Source organism: Achromobacter sp., assembly GCF_049647645.1.
Classification (GTDB): domain Bacteria; phylum Pseudomonadota; class Gammaproteobacteria; order Burkholderiales; family Burkholderiaceae_B; genus Achromobacter.
This window is the reverse complement of the sequence record NZ_JBARYB010000083.1, coordinates 17,724-42,483: the sequence shown is the minus strand read 5'-3', so window position 1 is coordinate 42,483 and position 24,760 is coordinate 17,724. Positions and strand designations below refer to the sequence as shown.

15 protein-coding genes are annotated in these 24,760 nt (G+C 65.1%); 11 read left to right on the top strand and 4 right to left on the bottom strand.

Going from position 1 to position 24,760, the window contains the following annotated elements:
- The first annotated feature begins 19 nt into the window (after nucleotides 1-19).
- The 10 genes from WBB14_RS09710 to WBB14_RS09665 all read left to right on the top strand — a co-directional run bounded on the left by WBB14_RS09710 (nucleotide 20) and on the right by WBB14_RS09665 (nucleotide 12,041).
- On the top strand, nucleotides 20-550 hold the full coding sequence (locus tag WBB14_RS09710; protein ID WP_424239637.1) for a fimbrial protein: 531 nt from the start codon (nucleotides 20-22) through the stop codon (nucleotides 548-550).
- Between the two features lie 114 nt (nucleotides 551-664).
- The gene (locus tag WBB14_RS09705; RefSeq protein ID WP_424239636.1) at nucleotides 665-1,447 is read left to right on the top strand and encodes a fimbrial biogenesis chaperone; all 783 of its coding nucleotides are present in this window, start codon (nucleotides 665-667) and stop codon (nucleotides 1,445-1,447) included.
- Nucleotides 1,448-1,488: 41 nt separating this feature from the next.
- Nucleotides 1,489-3,969, top strand: coding sequence for a fimbria/pilus outer membrane usher protein (locus WBB14_RS09700; RefSeq protein WP_424239635.1), 2,481 nt, complete (start codon nucleotides 1,489-1,491; stop codon nucleotides 3,967-3,969).
- A gap of 41 nt (nucleotides 3,970-4,010) precedes the next feature.
- The gene (locus WBB14_RS09695; protein ID WP_424239634.1) at nucleotides 4,011-5,024 is read left to right on the top strand and encodes a fimbrial protein; all 1,014 of its coding nucleotides are present in this window, start codon (nucleotides 4,011-4,013) and stop codon (nucleotides 5,022-5,024) included.
- Between the two features lie 35 nt (nucleotides 5,025-5,059).
- Nucleotides 5,060-5,860, top strand: coding sequence for a winged helix-turn-helix domain-containing protein (locus WBB14_RS09690; RefSeq protein WP_424239633.1), 801 nt, complete (start codon nucleotides 5,060-5,062; stop codon nucleotides 5,858-5,860).
- 35 nt (nucleotides 5,861-5,895) lie between these two features.
- On the top strand, nucleotides 5,896-6,915 hold the full coding sequence (locus WBB14_RS09685) for a fimbrial protein (protein ID WP_424239632.1): 1,020 nt from the start codon (nucleotides 5,896-5,898) through the stop codon (nucleotides 6,913-6,915).
- A gap of 338 nt (nucleotides 6,916-7,253) precedes the next feature.
- On the top strand, nucleotides 7,254-7,811 hold the full coding sequence (locus WBB14_RS09680) for a fimbrial protein (protein WP_424239631.1): 558 nt from the start codon (nucleotides 7,254-7,256) through the stop codon (nucleotides 7,809-7,811).
- 13 nt (nucleotides 7,812-7,824) lie between these two features.
- A complete protein-coding gene (locus WBB14_RS09675) occupies nucleotides 7,825-8,553 on the top strand; it encodes a fimbrial biogenesis chaperone (RefSeq protein ID WP_424239630.1) in 729 nt (242 codons plus the stop codon).
- A 216-nt stretch (nucleotides 8,554-8,769) separates the two neighbouring features.
- Nucleotides 8,770-11,265 carry a fimbria/pilus outer membrane usher protein gene (locus tag WBB14_RS09670; protein ID WP_424239629.1) on the top strand — a complete coding sequence of 832 codons (2,496 nt, stop codon included), beginning with the start codon at nucleotides 8,770-8,772 and terminating at the stop codon, nucleotides 11,263-11,265.
- Nucleotides 11,262-12,041 (top strand): fimbrial biogenesis chaperone, encoded by a 780-nt coding sequence (locus tag WBB14_RS09665; protein WP_424239628.1) that lies wholly within the window; start codon nucleotides 11,262-11,264, stop codon nucleotides 12,039-12,041. The genes WBB14_RS09670 and WBB14_RS09665 overlap by 4 nt, the downstream gene beginning before the upstream one ends.
- A gap of 416 nt (nucleotides 12,042-12,457) precedes the next feature.
- On the opposite strand, the gene WBB14_RS09660 is transcribed toward WBB14_RS09665, so the two are convergent.
- The 4 genes from WBB14_RS09660 to WBB14_RS09645 all read right to left on the bottom strand — a co-directional run bounded on the left by WBB14_RS09660 (nucleotide 12,458) and on the right by WBB14_RS09645 (nucleotide 23,616).
- A complete protein-coding gene (locus WBB14_RS09660; protein WP_424239627.1) occupies nucleotides 12,458-15,130 on the bottom strand; it encodes a filamentous hemagglutinin N-terminal domain-containing protein in 2,673 nt (890 codons plus the stop codon).
- 123 nt (nucleotides 15,131-15,253) lie between these two features.
- Entirely contained in the window at nucleotides 15,254-18,430 is a 3,177-nt protein-coding gene (locus WBB14_RS09655; protein WP_424239626.1) for a filamentous hemagglutinin N-terminal domain-containing protein, read from the bottom strand.
- Nucleotides 18,431-18,511: 81 nt separating this feature from the next.
- The gene (locus WBB14_RS09650) at nucleotides 18,512-20,071 is read right to left on the bottom strand and encodes a ShlB/FhaC/HecB family hemolysin secretion/activation protein (protein ID WP_424239625.1); all 1,560 of its coding nucleotides are present in this window, start codon (nucleotides 20,069-20,071) and stop codon (nucleotides 18,512-18,514) included.
- A gap of 431 nt (nucleotides 20,072-20,502) precedes the next feature.
- Nucleotides 20,503-23,616, bottom strand: coding sequence for a filamentous hemagglutinin N-terminal domain-containing protein (locus tag WBB14_RS09645; RefSeq protein ID WP_424239624.1), 3,114 nt, complete (start codon nucleotides 23,614-23,616; stop codon nucleotides 20,503-20,505).
- 341 nt (nucleotides 23,617-23,957) lie between these two features.
- Between WBB14_RS09645 and WBB14_RS09640 the strand changes: the two genes are divergently transcribed.
- On the top strand, nucleotides 23,958-24,635 hold the full coding sequence (locus tag WBB14_RS09640) for a response regulator (RefSeq protein ID WP_424239623.1): 678 nt from the start codon (nucleotides 23,958-23,960) through the stop codon (nucleotides 24,633-24,635).
- Nucleotides 24,636-24,760 lie beyond the last annotated feature (125 nt).

Below are 24,760 nucleotides of genomic sequence, written 5' to 3'. Positions count from 1 at the left end.
ACTCAGGATATTTACTTCCATGAACAAGAACACCCTCGTCAAGTTTGCCCTGCTCGCCACGGCAGCCGCTATTTCCCAAACCGCCTTGGCCGAAGACGGGCGCATCAATTTCGTCGGCGAAATCGTCGATTCGCCCTGCGACGTCTCTCCCCAAGCAACCAACCTGACCGTCCCGCTTGGAAAAGTGTCAAGGACCACCCTCGACGGCGCCGTCGGCAAATACTCGACGCCCGCTCAATTCGAACTCCAGCTGGCCAACTGCAGCGCCACGGCCAAGGGCGCAAGCGTGACGTTCACCGGCACGGCAGACACCATCAACACGGACACGCTGGCCATCGGCATCGGCGAACTCGGTTACGCCACCGGCGTGGCCGTCGAACTGCGCGATGCCGCACAGAAAAAAATCAAGCTGGGAGCGGAGTCCCCCGAGTACACGCTGCGCGCCGGCACCAACAATCTGAAGTTCGGCGCCGTCTATGTCTCGACCGCCAACGCGGTCACCGTCGGCCCCGCCAATGCCACCGCGCAGTTCACGGTGAACTACAAGTAAGCCACTTTTTGCCGGACCGCCGGCCCCTCTAGAAAGGGGCTGGCCGCCAGCATCCATCGCAGCACGCGGTTCCTCGGGAACTGGATGGCTTGCGAGCAAAACATCGAGACCCTCATGCTGAAAGACATCGCGCAACGGTTCGTCCTCAAGGCGCGGCCCTTCATGATTTTCGCCCTGGCAGCCACGCTGGCCCACGCCAATGCGGCAGCCGGCGTGCTGGTTGGCGGCACTCGCGTCATTTTCAACGAGAAGGACCGCGAGTCCTCCATTCCCGTCAAGAACACAGGCCTGTCCCCTTACGTCGTGCAAGCCTGGATCGATGCCGGCGAAGGAAGTGCCAAGGCGCCGTTCGTGGCCAGCCCGCCGCTGTCGCGGCTGGATCCGGGCCAGGAAAACATGCTGCGCATCCTGCGCCTGGCCGGCAATCTGCCCCTCGACCGCGAATCGGTGTTCTGGCTCAACGTCAAGGAAATCCCCGAAAAGAGCCAGGACGAAAACGTGCTGCAGATCGCGGTGCGCACCCGCATCAAACTGTTCTATCGGCCCTCGGGCCTGGCAGGAAAACCTGGCGAACAGCGTCAGCAACTGCAATGGGCTGTCGCCTCAGGCGGCAGGGGTGCAGTACTGAAGATCGCCAATCCGTCGGCCTATCACGTCACCTTCGCCACGCTGACCATCAACGGCGGTCAGCAAGAGATCAACGGCGGAATGGTGTCGCCTGGCGGTGTGCTCGAGTACCCCTTGTCCGGGCTGTCCTCGCCCCGGGACGTGGACGTCGTGTTCACGACCATCAACGACTACGGCGCCGAGACCCCCGAGGAAAAAGTCCGCGTGCCCAGCGCGCAAGTCCCGGTCCACGTCAAGGCCGAGCCCGTCGCGCCTGCCGCAAGCCGTTAATGCCCGGAGCTCATGCAATGATTGGCGTATCGCAGGGTCGCATGCCCCCCACCGCGGCATTGGCATCGCTGTTGCTGGGTCTGGCCTCATTTTCAGGCCAGGCCGCCGAGCCGGCGGGTACCGTCTTCAATCAGGAATTCCTGGGCACGGGTGGAGATCAGCCGCAGGCAGACCTGTCCATCTTCAGTTTCGGCAATAGCGTGCTGCCGGGCGAGTACCTGGCCGATGTGTTCGTCAACGATCAGTCCATGGGCAGGAGCAGAATCCTCATCGAGGCCCAGGAAGGCCAGAAGCAGCCCTCGGTCTGCCTGACCCGTAGCCAATTGGAGACCTGGGGCGTCAACATGGCCGCGCTGCCCGAATCCGCTGGCGCGGATGACGCCTGCGTGGACCTGCCCGCCCTGGTGCAAGACGCAGCCGTGAGCTTCGATGGCGGCAAGCAACGGCTGCATCTAAGCATTCCGCAAGCCGCGCTCAAGCGCTCGGCGCGGGATTCGGTCGATCCGTCACGCTGGGACAGGGGCATCACCTCGGGTCTGCTGGATTATCAGTTCAACCTGTCGCGCCAGGGCGGAGGAAACGCTTCCAGCCGCGGCGCCGAATCGCCCTACACGGCCTATGCCGGATTGCGCGGCGGCTTGAACTTCGGCGACTGGCGCCTGCGCCACACCTCCAACTACAACCGCGGCGCCAACGGACGCGGAGAATGGCAGTCGCTGGAAACCAATCTGCAGCGCGACTTGCGCTCGATCAACGGCCAGCTGCTGCTCGGCGACGGCTATACGCCCGGCAATCTTTTCGACAGCGTGCAGTTCCGCGGCGTGCAAGTCTATTCGGACGAATCCATGCTGCCGGACAGCATGCACGGCTACGCGCCGACCATACGCGGCATCGCCCAGACCAACGCCCTCGTCACCGTCAGGCAGAACGGCTACATCGTGTACAACGCGTATGTCGCGCCCGGCGCCTTTGTGCTGGACGACCTGTACCCCTCCTCCTCCGGTGGCGATCTGGAAGTCACCATCACGGAATCGGATGGCCGCCAAAACCGCTACGTGCAGGCCTATGCCTCCGTACCCACGTTGTTGCGCGAAGGCACCTGGCGCTACAGCGCCACCGCCGGACGCTATCGCAACGCCTACGGTTCCAACGAACGCGCGCCCACCTTCCTTCAGGGAACGGCGGCGCGCGGCCTGGGCCATGAGTTCTCCCTGTATGGCGGCGTCACCGCGGCCAGCATCTATCAATCCGGCGTGGTGGGCGTGGGCAAAAACCTGCGCAGTTTCGGTGCGATCTCGCTGGACCTGGCGCATGCGCGCACCGCCACCGAGCGCTTGAAAACCCAGGGCCAATCCATACGCTTCCTGTATGCAAAATCCCTCCAAGACTCCGGAACCAACTTCAGCCTCGCCGGCTACCGCTATTCCACCAGCGGCTACCGGACCTTCCAGGAATCGACCCGCATCGACGACTTCGAGCGGGGCAGCAAGATGCCCAGCCGCCGTAACGAACTGCGGTTCGAAGTGAACCAGTCGCTGGGCTCGTGGGGTTCGATCTACGCGACGGCGAGCCAACGGTCGTACTGGCAGACGAATCAAAAGGAGCGGCTGATCCAGGTCACATACGCCGGTTCCTACAGACAGGTCAGCTACAACGTCATGGTCGACTCGAACACCGGCCTCAGCAGTTCGAAAAACCACCGGGTCATGCTGTCGCTATCGATTCCGCTGGGTTCCTGGCGCAGCAGCGCCAGCTATTCCCTGACCACCGGCAACAATGGCGGGACCAGTCACGCCGCCATGGTTTCCGGCGCCGCGCTCGAAGACAACCAGCTCACCTATAACCTGACGGCCGCCACTTCCAACCAGAACGGCGCCAACAGCAGCGGCAACGCCAGCTACCTTTCCAGGGTCGGCCGCTTCGATGTGGGCGCGTCGCAGGGACGGAACTACAACCAGATCAACGCGGGCCTGTCAGGCGGCATCGTCGTACATGCCGGCGGCGTAACTCTCGGCCAACCGCTGGGCGAAACCGTGGCGCTGGTGCGCGCGCCGTCAGCTGAAAATGTGCGCTTCGAATCGCATCCCGGCGTCAGCACCGATGCCAGCGGCTACGCCATCGTGCCGAACCTGAGCGCGTACCGTTCGACCCGTCTGGCCATGCTCACCGCGGACCTGGGCGACACCGTAGAAGTCAAGAACGCGGCGGTAAATCTGGTGCCTACCCGCGGCGCGGTGATACAGGCAGGGTTTGAGACCGTGGTGGGCTATCGCTTGATGATGACGCTGACCCGCAAGGACAACAGCGTGGTGCCGTTCGGCGCGCGCATCGACAACGAGGCGGGCGAGGAGATCGGCATCGTGGGGCCGGACGGCCAGGCCTTCGTGACGGGGGCACAGCAGTCCGGAACCATACGCGTCACCTGGGGCCGCGGCGCCAAGGACAGCTGCGCAGTGTCCTACCGCCTGCCGGAAGAGGAACGCCCCGCGCCCATACGTGAAGTCAGCTACGTGTGCCAGTGACGCGCACATTGATGATCACAAGACAGATGAATGGACATGAAATGAAAGAACAGCAGATCACCAGAGACAATCGAGCAGGCGGCATGCTGGCGTTGGTCTGCCTGGCGTTGATTCTGGGCGCGTATACATCGCAGAGCCAGGCCGCGTGCACTCTGGGAGAAGGCATCGCCGCGAACGTAATCAACATTTCTCTGGGCAATATCGTCGTGCCGCCGGACAAGGGACAGAGCAAGATATCGCCTATTGCCGACAAGAGATACCCCATCAGCCACAAAGGCAACGGGCTGCTCGTGTGCAAGGAGGGCGGGGGAAGAGCGCTGGCGGTCATGCACAAAGGCACGGTGGTGGACAGTACCAGCATCTACCGCACCAACATTCCCGGCATCGGTATCCGTATCGGGCTGCGACCAGGCGATCACGTCGGAACTTTCTATTTTCCGGAAGAATGGAGCCTCAACGGTCCAGGCGTGGAGACCTCGATCGGCAACAAGGGCTGGATTCACGTCCAACTCTTCAAGATCGGTCCCGATACCGGCAATGGCGCCCTCGAAGCAGGACTGTACGCCTCCCTATACTCGCAGGACGCGCCAGGAGACGCCTTGAAAGTGATGATCTCCGGCAGGACCACGGCCATCATCACCCCTTCCTGCACCGCCGCCCCCACGCCTGCCGTGCAACTCGGCAAGGTCTGGAAAAACCTGTTCAGCTCGGTCGGCAGCACGGCGGCCGAGCAGAGTTTCAGCATCAAGCTGAACTGCCGCGAAGCCAAGCCGGAGCTGAACGCCGTTTACCTGCGCATGGACGCCAAGCCTGACGCCTCGGGCGCGCCGGGCGTGATCGCCTTGAGCCCCGAGGCCAATGCCGCAACCGGCGTCGGCATCCAGATCCTGGACAAGGACCGCCAGCCAGTCACGTACGGCCAAAGCGCCTTGGTCGGCACATCCAAGGACGGCGTCTACAACGTGCCGTTCCACGCCCGCTACTACCAGACCTCGAACCAGGTGACCGCGGGCGTGGCGAACGGCACGGCCACCTTCACGCTGGAATACAAATGATCTCCTCAGCTTCCACGAACCAAAGGCCAACGATCATGAGAAAGACCGCGTTCAATCACACCGTCCACGTCTGCGTCGAAGCCATAGAGCCGGCCGCCGTGCTGGTGCAGGGGCTGGGCGACCGCGCCCAGATGGTGTGCCTGACTCAGTCGATCGCCAGATTGCAGGAGCAACTTGCCGAACCCGGCCTGCACTATGTCGTGATGCACGGCAGCGCGGACTGGCTGGCCTCGATCATGTACGCGCGGCGCGGTCCCTACGTGGCCGGGCTGGTGTTGATGATCACGGCCAATGACTCCTCCAATACCAGGGCCGAACTGATATGCGCCGGCGCCGACGCCTGCCTGTCCTCGGACGCGGGCATCGACGAATTGCTGGCGGCGCTTAGCAGCCTGGAACGCCTGTCATCAGCGTTGCGTACTCGCCTGCAGCGCGAAACCCCCCTCGCATCGGAATCCATGGCACGGCAGCGGCGCGCCCTGGCGGGAACGGTCGCGACCGTCCGTGTCACGCCGGTCCGCGAATGGGCGCTGATCGAGGGGGAGAAGAAGCTGCGCGCACCAGACAGCGCCGGCCTGATTGCGTTGAGCAACAAGGAATACGCGTTGCTGTCATGCCTGAGGGGCCATGACTTCCAATATTGCAGCATTGCAGACCTGCACCGCGAGGTCTGGCCGGATGCCGCGGGCCGCCCCGTGCATCTGCAGCGCGCCATCGTCTCCAGCGTGGTCGGCCGCCTGCGTCGCCGGGCACGGATGGCGGGCATAGAACTGCCGCTGCGCACGAGCTATGGGCAGGGCTATACCTTCGTGCATCCACTCAACAACGCCAACTAGCCCGTGGCCGCCCGTAAACTTTGAACGGACATGAGATGAAAAAGCGCCAAGCCATCAGCGCAAAGCGCTCACGCAGCGTGCCGGCATTGGCATGCCTGCTTCTGACGCTGTGCGGGTATGCGCCGCAAAGCCGCGCGGAATGCGTGCTGGGAGAAGGGCTAGACAAGAACGTGATCCTTCTCAACTTCGGTCCGGTAGTCGTACCGCCGAATACGCCGGTCAGCCGCACAACCCCGATCGCGGAAAAGAAATTCCCCATCAGCCACAAGGGAATAGTGATCATCGACTGCAGGAAGGACCAGGCCGAAGGCACATGGAACGGCTCTGTCCACATGGGAACGCAGCTGGACTCAGGCCAGATCTTCCGGACGAACATCCCGGGCATCGGCCTTCGAATCGGCTTCCGGATCTGGGACTCGACCGGAACCCACTACTTCCCAATCAGGCATCACGTCGACAAGGGTAGCTGGATGACAAGTACCAGCGCCCACTGGGTAATACACGCCCAGCTCTTCAAGATCGCGGCGACCACCGGCAACGGATCCCTCGCAGAAGGGCTATACGCGACGATGTACTCTTCCCACGCGCCGCAGAAAGCCCTGAAAGTCTCAATCAGCGGGCGCTCCATCTCCATCATCACCCCTTCCTGCATCGCCGCCCCCACGCCCCCCGTTCAACTGGGCAAGGTCTGGAAAAACCTGTTCAGCGCGGTAGGCAGCACCGCCGCCGAGCAACGCTTCGACATCAAGCTGAACTGCCGCGAAGCCAAGCCTGAACCGAACGCCGTATATCTGCGCATGGACGCGAAGCCCGACGCTTCCGGCATGCCCGGCGTACTCGCCTTGAGCCCTGACGCCAATGCCGCGACCGGCGTCGGCATCCAGATCCTGGACAAGGACCGCCAGCCGGTCGCCTACGGCCAAAGCGCCTTGGTGGGCGCATCCAAGGATGGCGTCTATACCGTGCCGTTCCACGCCCGCTATTACCAGACAGCAAGCCAGGTGACCGCGGGCGTGGCGAACGGCACGGCCACCTTCACGCTTGAGTACAAGTGAGCCCCTTGGGGTCGACGAGTCACGGGCCCTGAGCGACGATGGCGTCCAGTTTTGCTGTCAGACATTTAATACTTGTCCGACGCGAAAATCGTTTTTGTCCTACTAAATTTCTCGGCGCTACTCCATAAGATATCCGTACTCGTTGGCATGTACTAACGCGTGCATGCGGTTTACGGGCGTCACAGACCGGGGTGCCGACGCAATGCGTCACCCGGTCCTACAAGAAATCCCGACAGATCGCTCCGTCCTGGGCGCGGGCATGGCCAGGGGTCATGCCCGCGCCCAGGACGGACTTCGATCGCCCCGGGAAATATCTAGCTTCCGAGGAATTGAAAATCATGAAACGCAGCATCGTCGCCTCTCTCCTGGCATCCGGAACCCTGATCTCCGCGCTGGCCCCGATTCCCGCCCACGCTTTCGATGGCGTCATCAACTTCATGGGCGTAATCGTCGCGCCTGGTTGCGACATCAACGGCAATACGCCCGGATTGGGTAACACGCAGACGGTTCAGCTGGGCACGCCCACGCCCACGGAAGTCGACAGCGGCGGCGCCGTCGATGCCGAGTTCCAGCTGAATCTGGCAGGCGGCGCAGGCTGTTCCGACGGCAGAAAGGTCCGCATCATGTTCGACCCGACCAACGCTACGCCTTCGGGCAACCTGGCGCTGCTGGACGGAGACCGCGCGCCCAATGTGGAAATCCAGATCCGCAATAATTCGGCTGGCAACAGCGAGACGATCCCCATCGGTGGCTCGGAAACCGCGCCGCAAGTCGCGACGATCAGCGCCACGGGCACTGCGGAACTCAAGTACGCCGCCAAGTACGTCCCGGTCGGCGGCAAGGCGGGCGCTGGTTCGGGCGCTTCGAGCATCAAGTACCTGCTGTCCTACAACTAAGCGCGGGCCGCCCATGGCGTCGGTAGCCCGCATCCTCCCATCCCTGGCGGCCGCTTGCGCCATGACCCTGTGCACTTGGGGCACGCCGGCCCGCGCCGGACTCGTGCTGCAGAGTACCCGGTTGGTCATTTCTCCAGACGCGCGAGAAGTGACGCTAACCGTGCGCAACACGGGCAGCGGTCCCGTGCTGGCGCAGAGCTGGCTGGACGACGGCAACCTCGACGCCTCGCCCACGGACATGCGTGTGCCGTTCGTCCTGGCGCCTGCCGTTGTGCGCGTGGACCCGAACAGCGGCGCGGTCCTGCGGCTTTCGTACACGCTAGAGCCGCTACCCGGCGACCGTGAAAGCCTGTTCTATCTGAACGTGCTGGAGACGCCGCCGCGCAATCCGAACGACACCAATGTGCTCACCTTCCAGTTCCGGTCGCGCATCAAGGTGTTCTTCAGGCCTGCCTCGCTACGCCCGCACGTGCAAGCGGCGCCTGACCTCCTGACCTGGAAATTGCGGGGACGGGCGTTGGAGGTCAGCAACCCGACTCCCTATTACGTGTCTTTCGCCAACGTTGACCTGGTCATTGACGGCAAGCGCACCGCGCTTTCCAGCGGCATGGTCGCGCCGTTTGAAAAGACGCGCTTCGTCATTCCGCCCACGGTCAGGCCCGCGGGCAATACCTCTATCCACTACGAAGTCATCACCGATTACGGCGGCTCGAGCAAGATCGAAAAAGTCCTTACCGAATAATGGCCCGGCGCGGCTCGCGCCTGTGCATCAAAGAACTGACGCGTCCCGATGGAATACTTCACCGCAAGGGCTTATCCCCGCTTGCCAGCCCCCGTTCGTCCCTCGAAAAGGCGTGCAGCGGCATCCCGGCTCGCGCCCGGTCTCTCTAGCGCCCTGTTGGCCGCGGCGGCCTGTGCCGCGCCCGTCCAGGCCAAGCAAGCGTTTTTCGATCCTCAGATGATGTTCCATGGGATCGGCGGCGCCGCCATCGACACGAGCCGTTTCGAGCGCGGCAACCTCATGGAGCCCGGCTTGCACCGGTTGGACGTGTACGTCAACGGGCGATGGCGCGGCGTGGAAGCACTGCAGTTCCGTCAGCAGGCGGGCAGCGAAGTCGCCACTCCTTGCTACGACGCCGATTTGCTGCGGCGGCTAGGCCTGGACATGGAGAAGGCCGCGCGCGGCGACGGCATGCTCGCGCTATCGGAGGAAGCAAGCTGCGCCGACCTGGCGCGCTACGTACCCGGCGCGCAGGTCAAGCTGGAGGTGGCCGAGCAGAAGCTTTACCTCACCGTGCCCAAATACTATCTGCGCCTGTCCGCGCCGGGCGCCTATGTCGATCCGTCGAACTGGGACAGCGGCGTGACGGCGGCGCGGCTGAACTACAACAGCAACCTCTTCACCTCGGAAAGCCGGGGCACGCGGACCACGCGCGGCTACGCCGGCCTGAACGCCGGCATCAACATGGGTGCGTTCCGCCTGCGCCATTACGGCAGCGCCACCTGGTCGCCGGGACAAGGCGCCAGCTATCAGCGCGGCTATACCTACCTGAAGACCGACATGCCGGCATGGCAGTCGCAGCTGCTGCTGGGCGAAAGCTCCACCGAGGGCGACCTGTTCGACTCCGTGTCGTTCCGCGGCGTGCAACTTGCCAGCGACGAGCGCATGCTGCCCAGCGCGCTACGCTCCTATACCCCTACCGTGCGCGGCACCGCCAACAGCAATGCGCAGGTATCGGTGTACCAGCGCGGCTATCTCGTGTACGAAACCACGGTGGCGCCAGGCCCCTTCGCCATCGAGGACTTGCAGGCGGCGGGCTATGGCGGCGACCTGGACGTGCACATCGTCGAGGCGGACGGCAGCTCACGCAGCTTCGTCGTACCCTTTGCCACGACGGTCCAGTTGCTGCGGCCCGGCACCAGCCGCTACAGCTTGACCGCTGGACGCGCGATCGACCTGGGCATGGGCAGCAGCTCGCAGTACCTGCTTCAAGGGACGTTCAAGCGCGGACTAGGTGACATGTACACGGGTTATGGCGGCCTTGCGTTCACCCGGAACTATGGCTCTGCGCTGGCGGGCGCCGCGGTGAACACCGCGATAGGCGCGTTCGCTGCCGACATCACGCTGTCGCGCGCCAAGCTGCCGGACGAAGGCACGCGGACAGGCACCAGCTACCGCTTGTCGTATAGCAAGAACCTGCCCGATAGCGGCACCAGTTTTTCGCTATTGGCCTATCGCTATTCCACCAGCGGCTTCGTCGGCCTGCGCGAGAGCATCGCGCTGCAAGGCGCGCCGCAGCGCTACCGCTGGTTCGGCGACGTGGGCCGCACGCGCGGCCGGCTCGATGCCAACATCAACCAACAGCTGGGCGCCAACGGCGGCAACGTCTATCTGTCGGGCTCGGCCATCCAGTACTGGCAGGGCCACGGCAACACCATCAACTTCGCCTTGGGCTACAGCAACCGCTGGCGCGACATATTCTATTCCTTCGGTGTGCAGCGCACGCAGAACCTCTCTACCCGGGACTCCTACCGCGGCGGCGGGCGCGACAGCTCCACACTGGTCACCGTCAATCTCTCCATTCCACTGGGCCGGTTCGAGCGCGGCGCGCCCACGCTCAACAGTTACTACAGCGCCGATTCCCGCGCCGGGGCCAACTTCACCACCTCGGTCGCGGGCACGCTGGGCGAATCCAGCCGCGGCTCCTACTCGTTGTCGACGTCCCACGCCAGCCGCGAAAACGCCAATTCCACCAGCGCCAACCTCGGCTACCGGCTGCCTCAAGCCTGGGTAGGCGCAGGCCTCTCGCAGGGATCCGGCTTCCGCCAGGCATCGCTGAACGCTTCCGGCGGCGTGCTGGTCCACGCGGGCGGCGTAACTCTCTCGCAGACGCTGGGTGAGACGGTAGCGCTGGTGCGCGCCGATCATGCCGAGGGCGCGCAGATCGGATACGGCGGCGACATCCTGGACGGCCGCGGCTATGGCGTCGTTGCCAGCCTGAGCCCCTACCAGTTGAATACCATCGACATCGATCCCCGCGGCATTCCCGACGACGTGGAGTTGCAGGCCAGCTCCCGCAACGTGGCGCCCAGCGCCGGCGCGGTCGTGCTGCTGTCCTATCCCACCCGCGTGGCGCGGCCGGTACTGATCAACTCCCGCCAGACCGACGGCGCCACCCTACCGTTTGGCGCCGAAGTGATCGACGCCGGCAGCGGCAAGTCCGTGGGCGCGGTGGGCCAGGGCAGCCGCATCGTGATGCGGGTGGAGACCGACCAGGGCCGCATCACCGTGCGATGGGGACCCGGATCGCAGCAGCGCTGCGGCATCGACTACGTCCTGCCTGAACGCGCAGGGCAGCGCAAGCAGGGCTATGACTCGCTCTCCGCCGTCTGCGCGCCGCTGCCTTCCGATGAGGCTCGGCCCGCGACGCCCGGCCCGCAGGCGCAGCGATGAAACGCCGGCACTCTTGCGCAACCGCACTGCGCAATCTCGCGCCGCGCCTCGCCGCCGTCCTCCTGCTCAGCAGCATGGCGGCGTCGGCGCAGGCCGGCCTGACCGTTACCGGCACGCGCTTCATTTACCCGGCGCACGCCAAGTCGTTGACGATACGTACCGGCAATTCAGGAGAGGCGCCCATCCTGGTGCAGACCTGGCTGGACCAGGAAACGGCGCAGGCGCGCACCGACCCGAGCGAGCTTGCCGCCCCCTTCGTGCTGACGCCGCCCGTCTACCGGCTGGACGCAGGCGAACGCAAGACGCTGGAACTGCGCTACACGGGCGAACCCCTGCCGAGCGACCGCGAGTCGGTGTTCTGGATCAATTTCCTCGAGATCCCCTCTCAGCCGCCGGCCCGGCCCAACCAGCTCCAACTGTCGTTCCGGTTGAGGATGAAAGTGCTGTTCCGCCCCGCCGGGCTGCCAGGCAGTCCGGGGAACGCAGCGGCACAAGTCGCCTGGAGATACCAGCGGACGGACGACGCCGCCGCGCCGTGGCGGCTTGAAGCGCGCAACCCCACCCCCTTTCATGTCTCGCTGGCGCGGATAAGCGTCCCCGCCGCCAACGGCCCGCTGCACATGGACGGCCTGACGCTGGCGCCCTACGCGACCTCCCGCTACGCGCTGCCCGCCGCGCACCAGCCCCTGGGCGGCGCGGCCAAGCTGCACTATGAAGCAGCCGGCGACGCCGGCGACCTGATCCGCGGCGAGGCGACACTCGCGGCCGCAGACTGACTCCGGCTCGCCCCGGACATCCAGGAGAGAAACAGATGCACAAGCGCAAACTCACAGACGCTCGCCCGCGGCGCACACCAAAATACGCGGCAAAGCCTATCCTGGCCTTGCTGGCCGTGGCCATGACGCTTCCTGGCGGGACCGCCCGCGGCGAATTGGTCACATCCCGCCCCGCCATCCACTGCAGCCTGTCCAACCTGGGCGGCGGCCCCTGGCGCGAAGTCATGCCGCTGACGAGCGCCTCGCGGATCGGCGACGTCCTGTTCGAACGCGGCGCCGGACTGTTCAACACCTTCCAGCTCGGCGCCACCGGGTCCGCCGGCATTCAGCACGAGCTGGCGGCAGCGGCGCAGTGGAGCGCCAACCAGGGCGTAGCCGCCGACGGAACCGCGCAGACCAATGTGTCCGGCATCGGGCTACAGGTCTCGGCCATAGGCGCGGACGGCGTCGAAAGACAGCTGCGGCCCAGCCCGTTCCCCGTGGTCATGGACAAGCGTCCGGTGTACTTCGATACGTCCGGGCCGGAAGCGCAGGAGAACACCACCGTCACCGAGTACATACAGCGCCTGGTGCTGACCGACTCCCCCGCCAATCTGCCCAGCGGGGAACTCCTGGTGACTGGCGTGGCCCCGAACATTACATTGACGCTCTACACCGTCGATTACCAGCAGGGAATGGTGAACTACGGGGACTACATCATGGACTTTCCCGCGTGGTCGCCAGCAATCCCCGGCGTTTGCGGCAACCAGCCCTTCGACTTCCAGGGTACCGGCGTCATCGGCTTGGGTGGAGGCACTGGCGTGGTCGTACCCAACAAATGCGAGGTCGGCGCCTACCGGACGATACCGGTGTCGCTGGGAGAGGCTGTAGTCGCCTCCCTGGACGAGGCCGTCCGCGGAGGAACGCAGGATCTCGGCGCCCACCAGGTTGGCCCCCACCAGCCCGCCTACGGCGTGGTCGAAGCCGTTGGCCTGCGTATTCCCATGGCTGGAAGAGTCCCTGATCAAGCCACTGTTAACGCCAACCAGGCCGCCCATGCCGCCCAGCTCGTCGCGCGGTATCGGTCCCAATACCGCGGCGTGCGAGACGCTACTTCTGATGGTGCCGGAGTTCGACGCGAAATTCTGGTTCTCGCCCGCCAAGCCGCCAATAGCAACCGTCCCGGCCCCTGCTACGACGAAGCCCCGAACGGTGCCTTGAATAATCTGGCCACCCGCATTGGTGCCCACCAGTCCGCCCACCACATTGCGGTAGAACCCGCTGCCCAAGACGAAGATCTGGTCAGCCGATACATTCTCGATCCTACCGAAGTTCCGCCCAACGAGCGCGCCTATCGAGACGGGCTGCAGGCTGCCGGACGGGGGGGTGACCTCTATCGCCTCCAGTTTGAGGTTGACGATTGAGCCGAGTAATTCGGCGAACAGGCCCGCATTGGGGCCGGAGGCCCTGACCTGGAGGCCGCTCAGCTTATTGCCCAGGCCATCGAGCCTGCCCGAGAAACGATTGCCGCCTTCGCCGATGGGCGGCAGGCTGCCTCCGGTCAGGTCGTTGCCCAACACATACTGTGCGGACGGCCTGCGGTCGATCTCCTGCAACTGGCCCACGTTCTGAATCACGGTGGAGAGCTGTCCGTTGTAGCGGTACGTGGGATTCGCGCCGGACAGCGTGATCACCCCGCTGTCGCCCAGAGCAAGGCCCCCCTCCGAAGCCAGATTCAACACCGCTCCGCCGCCGGTCATCGCGATGTTGTTGTTAACCATGATTTCTTGCGCGGCTTGCAGCGTTAGCTGAGCGCCCTGACCGGAAGCAGTCAAGCTGCCGTTGACCACGAGATTGCGGTCCGCAAGTAGAACGAGCTTACGACTGCTGCTCCAGGCAATCGGAGCATCGACCACAATGTCCCCCTGGGAGCTTTGCACATCGATGTTCGTGGTGTTCAGATTCTGCGACAGCGTTTCCGCGTACACCGTGGCGTCCGCATCAACGCCGTTGGCGCCTACTTTGATATTACTGGAACGTATCAACCACGTGCCGGCTCCGCCGTTGGTGTCCCGGGTGTCAACCTCGGTCCCCAACGACACATTGACCTGTTGCCCTTGCGTGGTCACCGAAGTGACGCCGCCCCCCGAAGTCGACCCGCTGGCATCCAGCTTGCCCGCAACCACCACGCCCCCGACGCTGCCTCCGAAGATGCCGCCGTCCAGCATGATCCGGCCATCCTGCCCCAGCAAATTCTTGGCTTCGATGATCCCCTGATTGTTGACCACTGTCTGCAAGGTGGAGCCAGCCCCCCGCGCGGTCATCAGCACCTGCCCGCCGTCGGCCTTCAAGAGTCCGCTATTTTCCGCCAGTGCGGCAAGCGCGGCGCCGTTCACCCGTAAATCCAGCAGCCCATTGCCGTCGAAGTTCATGGTGAAGTCATCGCCCGCCGCCAGCGCCACCCGCCCCAGCCGCGCGTGGATCTCGCCCTGGTTGTTGACCTGGGCCCCCAGCAGCGCGACGTAGCCCCGGTCGCGTGCCCTGATAACGCCGTTGTTCAACACGGAGGCATTGGACACTTCGTGAAAGCGGTAGTTGCCCGCATTGAAATCGGCATTGGAGATCTGCTTGGTCGACGCCACCAGGCCGCCTGCATTGACTTCGGCGCCCCGCCCGAAGACGATCCCGTTGGGGTTGACCAGGAAGACCTGGCCATTGGCGTCCAACTTCCCCTGGATCGAGCTGGGCGACAGGCTGTTTACCTTATTCAGCGCTATGGCGCTGGCGCCGGGCTGGTTGAAGGTGACGCGCTCACCGACCCCAATGTTGAAGCCTCTCCAGTCGACGATCAACTTCTGGGTTTGCTGGTTGATCGACACCTGCTTCTGGTCCGGCGACGTCACGATGAAGCCCGCGCCGTTGCCGGCCGCGATCGTCCCGCCCACGGGCGCCGCCTGCGCGGCCGACCAGCTGGCCAGGCCGATCAGCGCCAGCGCCGCGACACTGCCGAGCCGCCCACCTCCTCGTTTCCCGCGGCGGCGCGCCGTTTCGGGCGCCACGTTCCAGCGTTGTCTGTCCTCATTCCACACCAATGCATAGGTCCTGTTCATGATTACCTCGCAAAGAATGGCGGGCCGCGGCAACGGCAGGCCGCGCCCGTTGGAAAGTTAGCGCCTGCAACGCGCCGGCCAACGCCGCCGTCAAGGCCAGCATCGCCACCGGCAGCGTGGAATTCACCGTTGAGCTTTTGTGAGACCGCCAAGGCCCGGATAGGCCGCGCGAACTTCAATGGGCTCTCTGACTCTCTCGCTGTCAGGCTCGATGACGCCGTTGTTCAAACCCACCGGCGGCACCAAAGATGCCAGTCCGGATGTGTTGTTGGCACGCAGTACTCCATAATTCACGCCAACCAGGCCGCCGTAGAGCTGATCGAGGGAATCGTCGAACTTCACTTCACCGCTGGCCCTGGAGTAGGAGATTGCCCCCTGATTGAGGCCGACGATGCCGCCCAGCGTAGCCTGGTCGGAACCGCTCACCGCGCCCCCGGAGGACGATTGCAGGATTTCACCCGTTACGCCGTTTTCGCCCGCCACGCCGCCGACGCGGCTGTAGCTGCCCCCCTGAGCGTTGCCGTTCACCATGGCGGAAGTGATCAGCCCCTGGTTGAGGCCGGCCAACCCTCCCACCGCGCTGTTCGCGCCGCCAACCACGGCACCGCTGGCGTTTACCCTCGCCACCGTGCCCAAGTTGTAGCCAACCAGCCCGCCGACATAGCCATCGCCGCCCCCCGACACGCTGCCGCGCGCGACCGACGCTTCAATCGTGCCGCCGTTGTAGCCCGCCAGGCCGCCGACCCTGCCGCCGCTACGGTCGGAGCTGCCGAACACGCCGCCGCCCGCTTCGCCGGTATCGATGAATCCATTGTTGAGTCCGACCAGCCCGCCCACGTTGACACCGAGTAAATCCGACACCTCGCCGGTCGCCTTGACCTCCCGCAGCCGGCCGCTGCGGCTGTTCCTTCCCACCAGGCCCCCGGTGGCGTCGCCACCAGCAACGCTGACGTCGCCATAGGCAATCGCCCCGGAGATGTTCCCGCTGTTCAGGCCCACCAGGCCGCCGGTGTTGCCGCTGTAACCGCTCTGCACGTAACCGGCAGCAAATGAGCGCTCGATGTCGCCGCCCAGGTTGTTGCCCACCAAGCCGCCGACATTCTGGTCGACTTCGCTGGAGATCGTGGCTCCATGGCTGGACGAATCCGCGATCAAACCGTGATTCACGCCGACCAGGCCGCCCATGCCGCCCTGGTCATCGGACAGCGCCGGTCCCGAGACTGCATTTCGCGCGACGCTGCGGGTAATGCGGCCACGGCCCTGCGCGGAGTTCAGGTTCTCGCCCACCAATCCGCCCAACGCCACGGTCCGGATACCTGCGGACACGGAGCCTTCGACGGTGGCGCGATCGATTCTGCCGCCGGCATTGGTGCCCACCAGTCCGCCCAGCACGTTGCCGTGGATCGAACTGCCCGTGATCGAAGTCTCCTGGCCCGTGGACACGTTGAGGATCTCGCCCGTGTTCCAGCCCACCAACGCGCCTATCGACAAGGGCAAGCCACTACCGTACGGCTCGGTGATCTCTATCTCTCCCAGGCGGAGATTGCGGATGGTGCCTGACGATGCGGCGAACAGGCCCAGATTGGGACCCGTGCCGCCGATCCGCACGCCGCCCAGCTTGTTGCCCAAGCCATCGAGGACGCCCGAGAACGCGCCATCAGTCTGCCCGATTGGCTGCAATATCGTAGTTCCGTTCAGGTCATCGCCCAACACGTACAGTCCGCCCAGGTTGTTATCGATGTCCTGCAACTCGTCTAAATACCGGATCACGGTATAGCGCTGCCCGTTGGAGCTGAACGAGGCGTCCGCGCCGGAGAGCTTGACCGCCGCAGTGTCACCCAGCACATAGCCCTGCGGTGCTTCGAGCGATAACCTCCCGTTGTCGCCGCTAATGGTGATCTTGCCGTTGACCGCAATCTGGTCGGCGGCCGACAGGGCAATCCCGGCGTTCAGCCCGGAGGCGGTCAAGTTGCCGTTGAGCCTGACCTGGCGGCCGGCCTCCATGGCGATCACGCTGTTCTGGCCAGAAGCGGTCAAGCTGCTGTTGACCACGACATCGCGCGCCGCCGCCAGGCTGAGCCCGTGGCCGCTGCTCCACGCAATCGGAACGTCGAGCGTGAGATCTCCGACGCTGCTGCGCAAATCAATGTTCGCCGTACCCAGGTTATGGGCGACCGTGTCCGCATACACCGTAACGTCAGGTACGGCGGCGGAAGCGCCCACTTTGGTTTCGGCGCTGGTAATGCGCCAGGCGCCGGCCTTGCCATGCTCCGCACGGGCGTCAACCTCGGTCCCCAACCGTACCTTGACCTGCCGTCCACGCATATCCACCGTGCCGCCGCCGCCCTGCGCAGCCGCCGCGCTGACGTTCAGCCTGCCCGCGGCCACCACGCCCCCGGCGTCACCGCCGTCCAACGTGATCTTGCCTGCCTGCCCCTGCAAGGCCTGGGCTTCGATGACGCCCTGGTTGTTGACCACCGTCTGCAAGGTCGCGCCGGCCGCCTGCCCGGTCATCAGCACCTGGCCGCCATCGGCCCTCAGCAATCCGCTGTTCTCCGTCAGCGCGGCAAGCGCGGCGCCGTTCACCTGCAAATCCAGCAGCCCATTGCCGTCGAAGTTCACGATGAAATCATCGCCCGCCGCCAGCGCCACTCGCCCCAGCCGCGCCTGGATCACGCCCTGGTTGCTGACCTTGGCGCCCAACAGCGCGACGTAGCCCCGGTCGCGCGCGGTAATGGCGCCCTGGTTCAACACGGAGGCATTGGAAGACCCGACGAAACGATAGTTGCCTGCATTGAAATCGGCGTCGGAGATCTGCTTGGTCGAGGCCACCAGACCGCCCACATTGACCTCGGCGCCACGGCCGAAGACGACGCCGTTGGGATTGACCAGGAAGACCTGGCCATTGGCCTCCAGCCGCCCTTGGATCGAGCTGGGCGACAGACCGTTCACCTTGTTCAGCGCAATGGCGCTGGCGCCAGGCTGGTTGAACGTGACGCTTTCACCGGCGCCAATGTCGAAGCGGTTCCAGTCGATGACCAGTTTCTGGGTTTGCTGGTTGATCGACACCTGCTTTTGATCCGGCGAGATCTGGATCGTGCCGGTACCGTTGCCGGCCGCGATCGTCCCGCCCGACGGCGCGGCCTGGGCGGCCGACAGGCCCGCCAGGCCGATCAGCACGAATGCCGCAGCGCTGCCGCGCCGGCCGCCGCCTCGTTTGCCACCGCGGCGCGCCGTTTCGGGCGCCACGTTCCAGCGTTGTCCGGCCTCATTCCACACCAATGCATAGGTCCTGTTCATCACTGCCTCGCAAGAATGGCGGAACCGCCGGAATGGCAGAACGCGCCGGTTGGGAAAAATTTCGTCCGCGCCGCGCCGGCCTCAGAAGTACCGCGACGCCTGGAGCCAGAACCGCGGCTCCTGGTCCGACTCGGTCGCCGCCAGTTGCTGCCCCATGGGCCAGGCGACACTCAGGTTCACCTGATGGCTGGAGCCGTACTGCGTAATGCCGAACCCCGCTGCGCCCAAATCGATGCCGTTGCCCCCCGGCGTCCAGCGGCGCTTGTTGATGCGCACGCCGCCCCGGTCGACGAAGGCGCTCAATTGCAAGCCGGGCGCCAGCAGATAGCGCAGTTCGGCGCTGGCCTGCCAGCCCTCGTCGCCGCTGGCGGCGCCTTGGGGATAGGCACGCACGCCATAAGGTCCGCCCAGGCTGAACTTCTCCGAGCTATCGAGATTCTTCGAAGCCAGTTGCGCCTCCAGCCGCGCGTACAGTTGGAAGCGGCCGCCCAAGTTCTGCAGCCGACTGGCCGATAGATTGGTCCTGGCGAACAGGCCTCCAGCACGCACGGTCTGGCGGTCGTCGAACTCGGCCTGCGCCTCGCCAAATCGCAAACGGCCGCGGCTGTGCGACAGTTCGAACGCGCTGCGTCCGCCCCCCAGCCAGCCGTCCTCCCGGTTGCCGCTCAGCGCCGCAGTCCACAATCCAACGCGCTTGCGGCTGCTCTCGCCGAATAGGTCCATCCTGTCGACCAGACGCTTGTGTTCGTACTGCAATTGCAGGCGCAGACTGGCATAACGGCCGCGCACCAAGGGCTGCGTGACGAACGCCGTTTGGGTATCGGCCCGGCCATTCGCCTCCAGTACCTCGAAACGTTTTCCAAGTTCGTAGTTCATGCGGGACGAGCCCACGCCCACGCGCGTGCCCCAACGACCCAACGGCAACTGGTACGCGGCGCTGTAATAGCGCAGGTCCCGATCGCTGCTCAACAGCCGCAGATTGAATTGGTCGCCCAGGCCCAGGGGACTGTTGACGCCGATGCTGCCGCTCAGCCGGTACTCGCCGGTGTAGTAGCCGCCGAAATTGTCGGCGTCGATGCTGCCGAAGACGAGCGGTCCTGGTTCTGCGTCCACGAGCAGGCTGGTGGTGCCGGTCTCGGCGCCAGGCCGCAGCGTGCCTTTGACCACGACGCCCGGCAGGTCGCTCAGCGACAGCAGCGTGCGCTCCAATTCGCCTGCCTCGACGGCCTCGCCTGGACGCAAGGCGGCGAGCGGCTGCTCCAGCACCGCATCGCGCACCCGCGAGCGGTTTTGCAGGGAGATCTCGCCATAGCTCCCCTCAAGCACTGCGATGCGGACGATGCCCGCGTCGATCTCCTGCGGCGGCAGGTAGGCCCGGGCCAGCACGTAGCCTTGCTCGTGGTAGTACGCGGTGATACGGTCGGCGGCGGCGCGCAGGTCGGCGAGGGTCAACGCCGTATCCAGGAGGTCGGCCAGCAGCGCCAGCAACGCAGCCTCGTCGACGACGCGATTGCCTGCCACACGGAATTGCCTGACGACGACGGACGGCCCGCTCTCGCCCTCGGTAGAGACCGGAGCAGGCTTCTGCTGCGTGGGCAGCTCTACCTCGGGAGCGGTCGTCGTGGCGGGCGTCGGCGGCAAGACCGACTCAAGATCGCGTATGGCGCGTCCCGCATCCGGGATCTGTGCCCAAGAGGCGCCTGCCGCGCCGGCGTACAGGGTTACGGCCAAGCTGCCGCGTAGAGCGACCCAATACGTGAACCAGCGCTTTCGCCCGCCACGAACGTACACCTGCGCCAGATTTCCCGATCGTCCGCCCTGCATTCCCCATCCCCTTGCCGACAACCAGCTGGGAAGGCCTTTTCCTTCCCGCCAGTCGCCGCTTACGTTGCCGGTAGAACACGTCTGATGTTGAACCCAGAATACGTAGCGGACAGGCGGGCGGCTTTAGGACGGGTCTGAAGTCGAGCTCGCATTTCTACGATTTCGCTGATGCCTGGAAATCAGGGCGCGGCAGTTTCGTTTTTTGCTCCTGTTCCGCGACGCGCCTGCCGCCGATGGCAGCGCGGCGTTTACCTGTGAATTTCCCTGAGATCGAGCAGGCCCAGATAAAAGGCCATGGCCGCGCGCGCATCCATGACCCTTCTCATGCGCCACCCGTCAGGCTCGATGATTCCGTAGTTCAAGCCCACGGGTGGCGCCAAGGATGCCAGCCCTGACGTGCCGTTGGCGCGCAGCAGCCCATAGTTCACTCCTGCCAGGCCGCCATAGCGTTGATTGAGGTTGTTGCCGAACTTCACCTCGCCGCTGGCGCTGGAATAGGAGATTTCACCCTGGTTGAGGCCTGCGATGCCGCCCAGGAAAGCCTGGCGTCCTCCGCTCACCACGCCTGTTGAGGACGACTGCTGGACTTCACCCGGTTCGCCGTTCTCGCCCGCCACGCCGCCAACGCGGCTGTAAGCGCCCCCCTGAGCGCTGCCGCTGGCCAGCGCGGAAATGATCAGCCCGTGATTGGTGCCAACCAGCCCGCCCACCGCGCTGCTCGCTCCCGCATTCACCGCGCCGCTGGCGCCAACCATCGCCAGCATGCCCGTGTTGTAGCCGACCAGTCCTCCGGCGTGTCCATTGCTGCCTCCCGAGACCTTGCCGCGCGCGACCGACGCTTCGATCGTGCCGCCGTTGTAGCCGGCCAGGCCGCCCACTCTGCCGCCCCGCCGGTTGGAGCTGGCCAGCACGTCGCCGCCCGCCTCGCCCGTATCGATGCGTCCATTGTTGACGCCGACCAGCCCGCCCACATCGATACCGGACAAGTCCGACACGCTGCCTGCCGCCTTGACTTCCCGCAGCAGGCCGCCGCGGCGGTTCCGCCCCGCCAGGCCGCCGGTCGCCGCGCCGCTCGAAGCGCTGACGTTGCCATGGGCGACCGACTCGGAGATGCTCCCGCTGTTGAGACCCGCCAAGCCGCCGGTGTTGCCGTTGCCACCGTTCTGCACGCGACCCGCCGCAACCGAGCGCTGGATGTCGCCGGCCAGATTGTTGCCCACCAGGCCGCCCACGTTGTGGCCGACGCCCCTGGCCAACGCGGTCCCATCGCTGGACGAATCCGCGATCAAGCCACGGTTCACGCCCACCAGGCCGCCCATGCCGCCCTGGTCATCGCGCTGCATCGATCCCGATACGGTATTGCGCGCGATGCTGCGGGTGATGCGGCCATGGCCCGATGCGGAGTTCAGGTTCTCGCCCACCAGCCCGCCGATCGCCACGGTGCGGGAACCTGCATCCACGGAGCCTCCGACGGTGGCGCGATCAATGCGGCCGCCCGCATTGGTGCCCACCAGGCCGCCCACCGCATTGAGATAGAACGAACTACCCTTCACATTGGTCCGGTCCGTCGATACGTTAGTGATCCTGCCCGAGTTCCGGCCCACCAGCGCGCCTATCGACAGGGGCGCCGCACTGCCCGACAGCGCGGCAACCTGCATTGACACCAGCTTGAGATCGCGGATGCTGCCGGACGAGGCGGCAAACAGGCCCACATTGGGACCGGCGCCGCTGACCCGGAAGCCGCTCAACGTGTTGCCCAGGCCCTCGAAGGCGCCCGAGAACGTGCCATGGGCGCCGCCGATGGGCTGGATCGCGTTTCGTCCGCTCAGGCTGTCGCCCAGCACGTACAGTCCATGCAGATTGCGGTTGATGTCCTGTAGCTGGGCCACGTTCTGGATCACGGTATAGCGCTGCCCATTGGAGCGAAAGGAGGCGCCCGCGCCGGACAGCGTGACCGCCGCGCCGTCGCCCAGCACATAGTCCTGCGACGCCTGCAGGGACAGGCCGCCATTGCCGCCGCTGATGACGGTGTTGCCGTTGAGCACGACCTGACGGCCGGCCGACATGGCGATCCCGCCGTTCTGGCCGGAAGCGCTCAAGCTGCCGTTGGCCACGAGATCGCCTGCCGCCGCGAGGCTGAGCGCATGGCCGCTGCTCCATGCGATCGGACCGTCAAGCGCGATATCCCCAATCGTGCTTTCCAAGGCGATGTTCGTCGCGTGCAGGTTGCGGGAAACGGTGTCCGCGTGCACCGTGGCGTCCGCCACGGCGGCGGAGCCACCCACTGTGATGTCGTCAGAGGCAATGCGCCAGGCGCCGGTTGCGCCATTCTCGGACCGGGCGTCAACCTCGGTCCCCAACCGTACCTTGACCAGCCGCCCGCGCATCTCCACCGTGCCGCCGTCGCCCTGCGCGGTCGGCGCGCTGACATTCAGCTTGCCCGCGGCCAGCACGACCCCGGCGTCGCCGCCGTCCAGCGTGATCTTGCCTGCCTGTCCCTGCAAGGCCTGGGCTTCGATGACGCCCTGGCTGTTGACCACTGTCTGCAAGGTCGCGCCGGCCGCCTTCGCGGTCATCAGCACCTGGCCGCCGTCGGCCCTCAGCATTCCGCTGTTCTCCGTCAACGCGGCAAGCGCGGCGCCGTTCACCCGCAGGTCCAGCAAACCATTGCCGTCGAAGTTCACGGTGAAATCATCGCCCGCCGCCAGCGCCGCTCTTCCCAGCCGCGCCTGGATCACGCCCTGGTTGCTGACCTTGGCGCCCAACAGCGCGACGTAGCCGCGGTCGCGCGCGGTAATGACGCCCTGGTTCAATACGGAGGCATGGGAAGATCCGACGAAACGATGTTTACCCGCATTGAAATCGGCGTCGGAGATCTGCTTGGTCGAGGCCACCAGGCCGCCCACATTGACCTCGGCGCCCCGGCCGAAGACGACGCCGTTGGGATTGACCAGGAACACCTGGCCGTTGGCGTCCATCCGTCCCAGGATCGCGCTGGGCGAAAGGCCGTTCACCCTGTTCAGCGCGATGGCGCTGGCGCCGGGCTGATTGAAGGTCACGCGCTCATCGACGCCGATGTTGAAGCTGTTCCAGTCGATGACCAGCTTCTGCGAGTGCTGGTTGATCGACATCTGCTTGCGGTCCTGCGTAGCGTGGATATCGCCGATGCCGTTGCCGGCTGCGATCGACCCACCCATTGGGGCGGCCTGCGCGGCGGACCAGCCGGCCAGGCCGATCAACGCCAGCGCGGCGACACCGCCGCGTCGGCCGCCTCCCTGCTTGCCACGGCGGCGCGCCGATTCGCGCGCTACGTTCCAGCATTGCCTGGCCTCGTTCCACACCAATGCATAGGTCTTGTTCATGACTGCCTCGCAAGAATGGCGAGGCCGCCGGAGTGGCTGACCACGCCGGTTGGGAAATTTGCGCTCGGGACCCGTCCCCATGAAGCGCCTGCCGCGCCCGCGTACCGTTGCGGTCAAGGCGCCGCTAAAAGCTGCCGGTAGCATAGGTAGCGGACTGGCAGACGGCTTTGGGAAAAATGCGAAATTCTGCTCATATTCATATGATTTAGCTGTAGGTCGGAATGCGCAGCCCGGCAGTTTCGTATTTATCCTATTCCTCGGCGCGGCCAGCGGCGGTAGTATGGGTATGCACGGCAATCGCGCAGGCGGTTCCCGGACTCTGCTTGAACGGGGAGAAGAACATGTCAAACGGCCGCATCCGCGTCATCATCGCCGACGATCATCCCATCGTGTCGCTGGGCGTGAGCCATGAACTCTCCCGGGATCCCGCCATCGAAGTGATCGGCTGCGTCCGCGACTCCACCGACCTGATCGCGCAACTGGAAGCGCAGGCTTGCGATGTGGTGGTTTCGGACTACGCCATGCCTGGCGGCAAGCATGGCGACGGCCTGGGACTCATCGGCCTGCTCCGGCGGCGCTTCCCGGCGCTACGGGTCGCCGTGCTCACGATGGTCGAACATCCCACGTTGCTGCGGGCGCTGCTGGCCGAGAAGGGCCTCTGCATCCTCAGCAAAGCCGACTCCACGCAACACATCGCCAACGCGATACACGCCATGAGCTGGGGCCGGACCTACTATTCGCCGACCATCAAGGACATGATCGTCCACGAATCGCTCTCCGCGGAACAGCCGCGGCTCACGCGCCGCGAAGCGGAAATCGTCCGCCTGTTCTGCGCCGGCGCCACCATCACAGAGATATCCAGGATATCGAGCCGCAGCGTACAGACCATCAGTTCGCAGAAGCGCAGCGCAATGCGGAAACTGGGTATTGAACGCGACGCCGACCTGATCCGGCATGGCAGCACCGCCATCCCGGAAGCGCACGCCGCCCCCGCTCCTTGTCTAGTGTCGACACGCTAGAACATCGCGACGCAGACTTGAGTCCGTTTGATTCCAATCAAATCGCCTAACGTTTCTGGCGGCACGCGCGGCCCCACGACGGCACGCTAGCGCCGATTCACTCTCCCGTTCCCGCACCTTGATCC

What these genes read in the sequence shown, in the direction of transcription:
- WBB14_RS09710 (WP_424239637.1), top strand. Translation starts at nt 20, where the DNA reads ATGAACAAGAACACCCTCGTCAAGTTTGCCCTGCTCGCCACGGCAGCC.
- WBB14_RS09705 (WP_424239636.1), top strand. Translation starts at nt 665, where the DNA reads ATGCTGAAAGACATCGCGCAACGGTTCGTCCTCAAGGCGCGGCCCTTC.
- WBB14_RS09700 (WP_424239635.1), top strand. Translation starts at nt 1,489, where the DNA reads ATGCCCCCCACCGCGGCATTGGCATCGCTGTTGCTGGGTCTGGCCTCA.
- WBB14_RS09695 (WP_424239634.1), top strand. Translation starts at nt 4,011, where the DNA reads ATGAAAGAACAGCAGATCACCAGAGACAATCGAGCAGGCGGCATGCTG.
- WBB14_RS09690 (WP_424239633.1), top strand. Translation starts at nt 5,060, where the DNA reads ATGAGAAAGACCGCGTTCAATCACACCGTCCACGTCTGCGTCGAAGCC.
- WBB14_RS09685 (WP_424239632.1), top strand. Translation starts at nt 5,896, where the DNA reads ATGAAAAAGCGCCAAGCCATCAGCGCAAAGCGCTCACGCAGCGTGCCG.
- WBB14_RS09680 (WP_424239631.1), top strand. Translation starts at nt 7,254, where the DNA reads ATGAAACGCAGCATCGTCGCCTCTCTCCTGGCATCCGGAACCCTGATC.
- WBB14_RS09675 (WP_424239630.1), top strand. Translation starts at nt 7,825, where the DNA reads ATGGCGTCGGTAGCCCGCATCCTCCCATCCCTGGCGGCCGCTTGCGCC.
- WBB14_RS09670 (WP_424239629.1), top strand. Translation starts at nt 8,770, where the DNA reads ATGATGTTCCATGGGATCGGCGGCGCCGCCATCGACACGAGCCGTTTC.
- WBB14_RS09665 (WP_424239628.1), top strand. Translation starts at nt 11,262, where the DNA reads ATGAAACGCCGGCACTCTTGCGCAACCGCACTGCGCAATCTCGCGCCG.
- WBB14_RS09660 (WP_424239627.1), bottom strand. Translation starts at nt 15,130, where the DNA reads ATGAACAGGACCTATGCATTGGTGTGGAATGAGGACAGACAACGCTGG.
- WBB14_RS09655 (WP_424239626.1), bottom strand. Translation starts at nt 18,430, where the DNA reads ATGAACAGGACCTATGCATTGGTGTGGAATGAGGCCGGACAACGCTGG.
- WBB14_RS09645 (WP_424239624.1), bottom strand. Translation starts at nt 23,616, where the DNA reads ATGAACAAGACCTATGCATTGGTGTGGAACGAGGCCAGGCAATGCTGG.
- WBB14_RS09640 (WP_424239623.1), top strand. Translation starts at nt 23,958, where the DNA reads ATGTCAAACGGCCGCATCCGCGTCATCATCGCCGACGATCATCCCATC.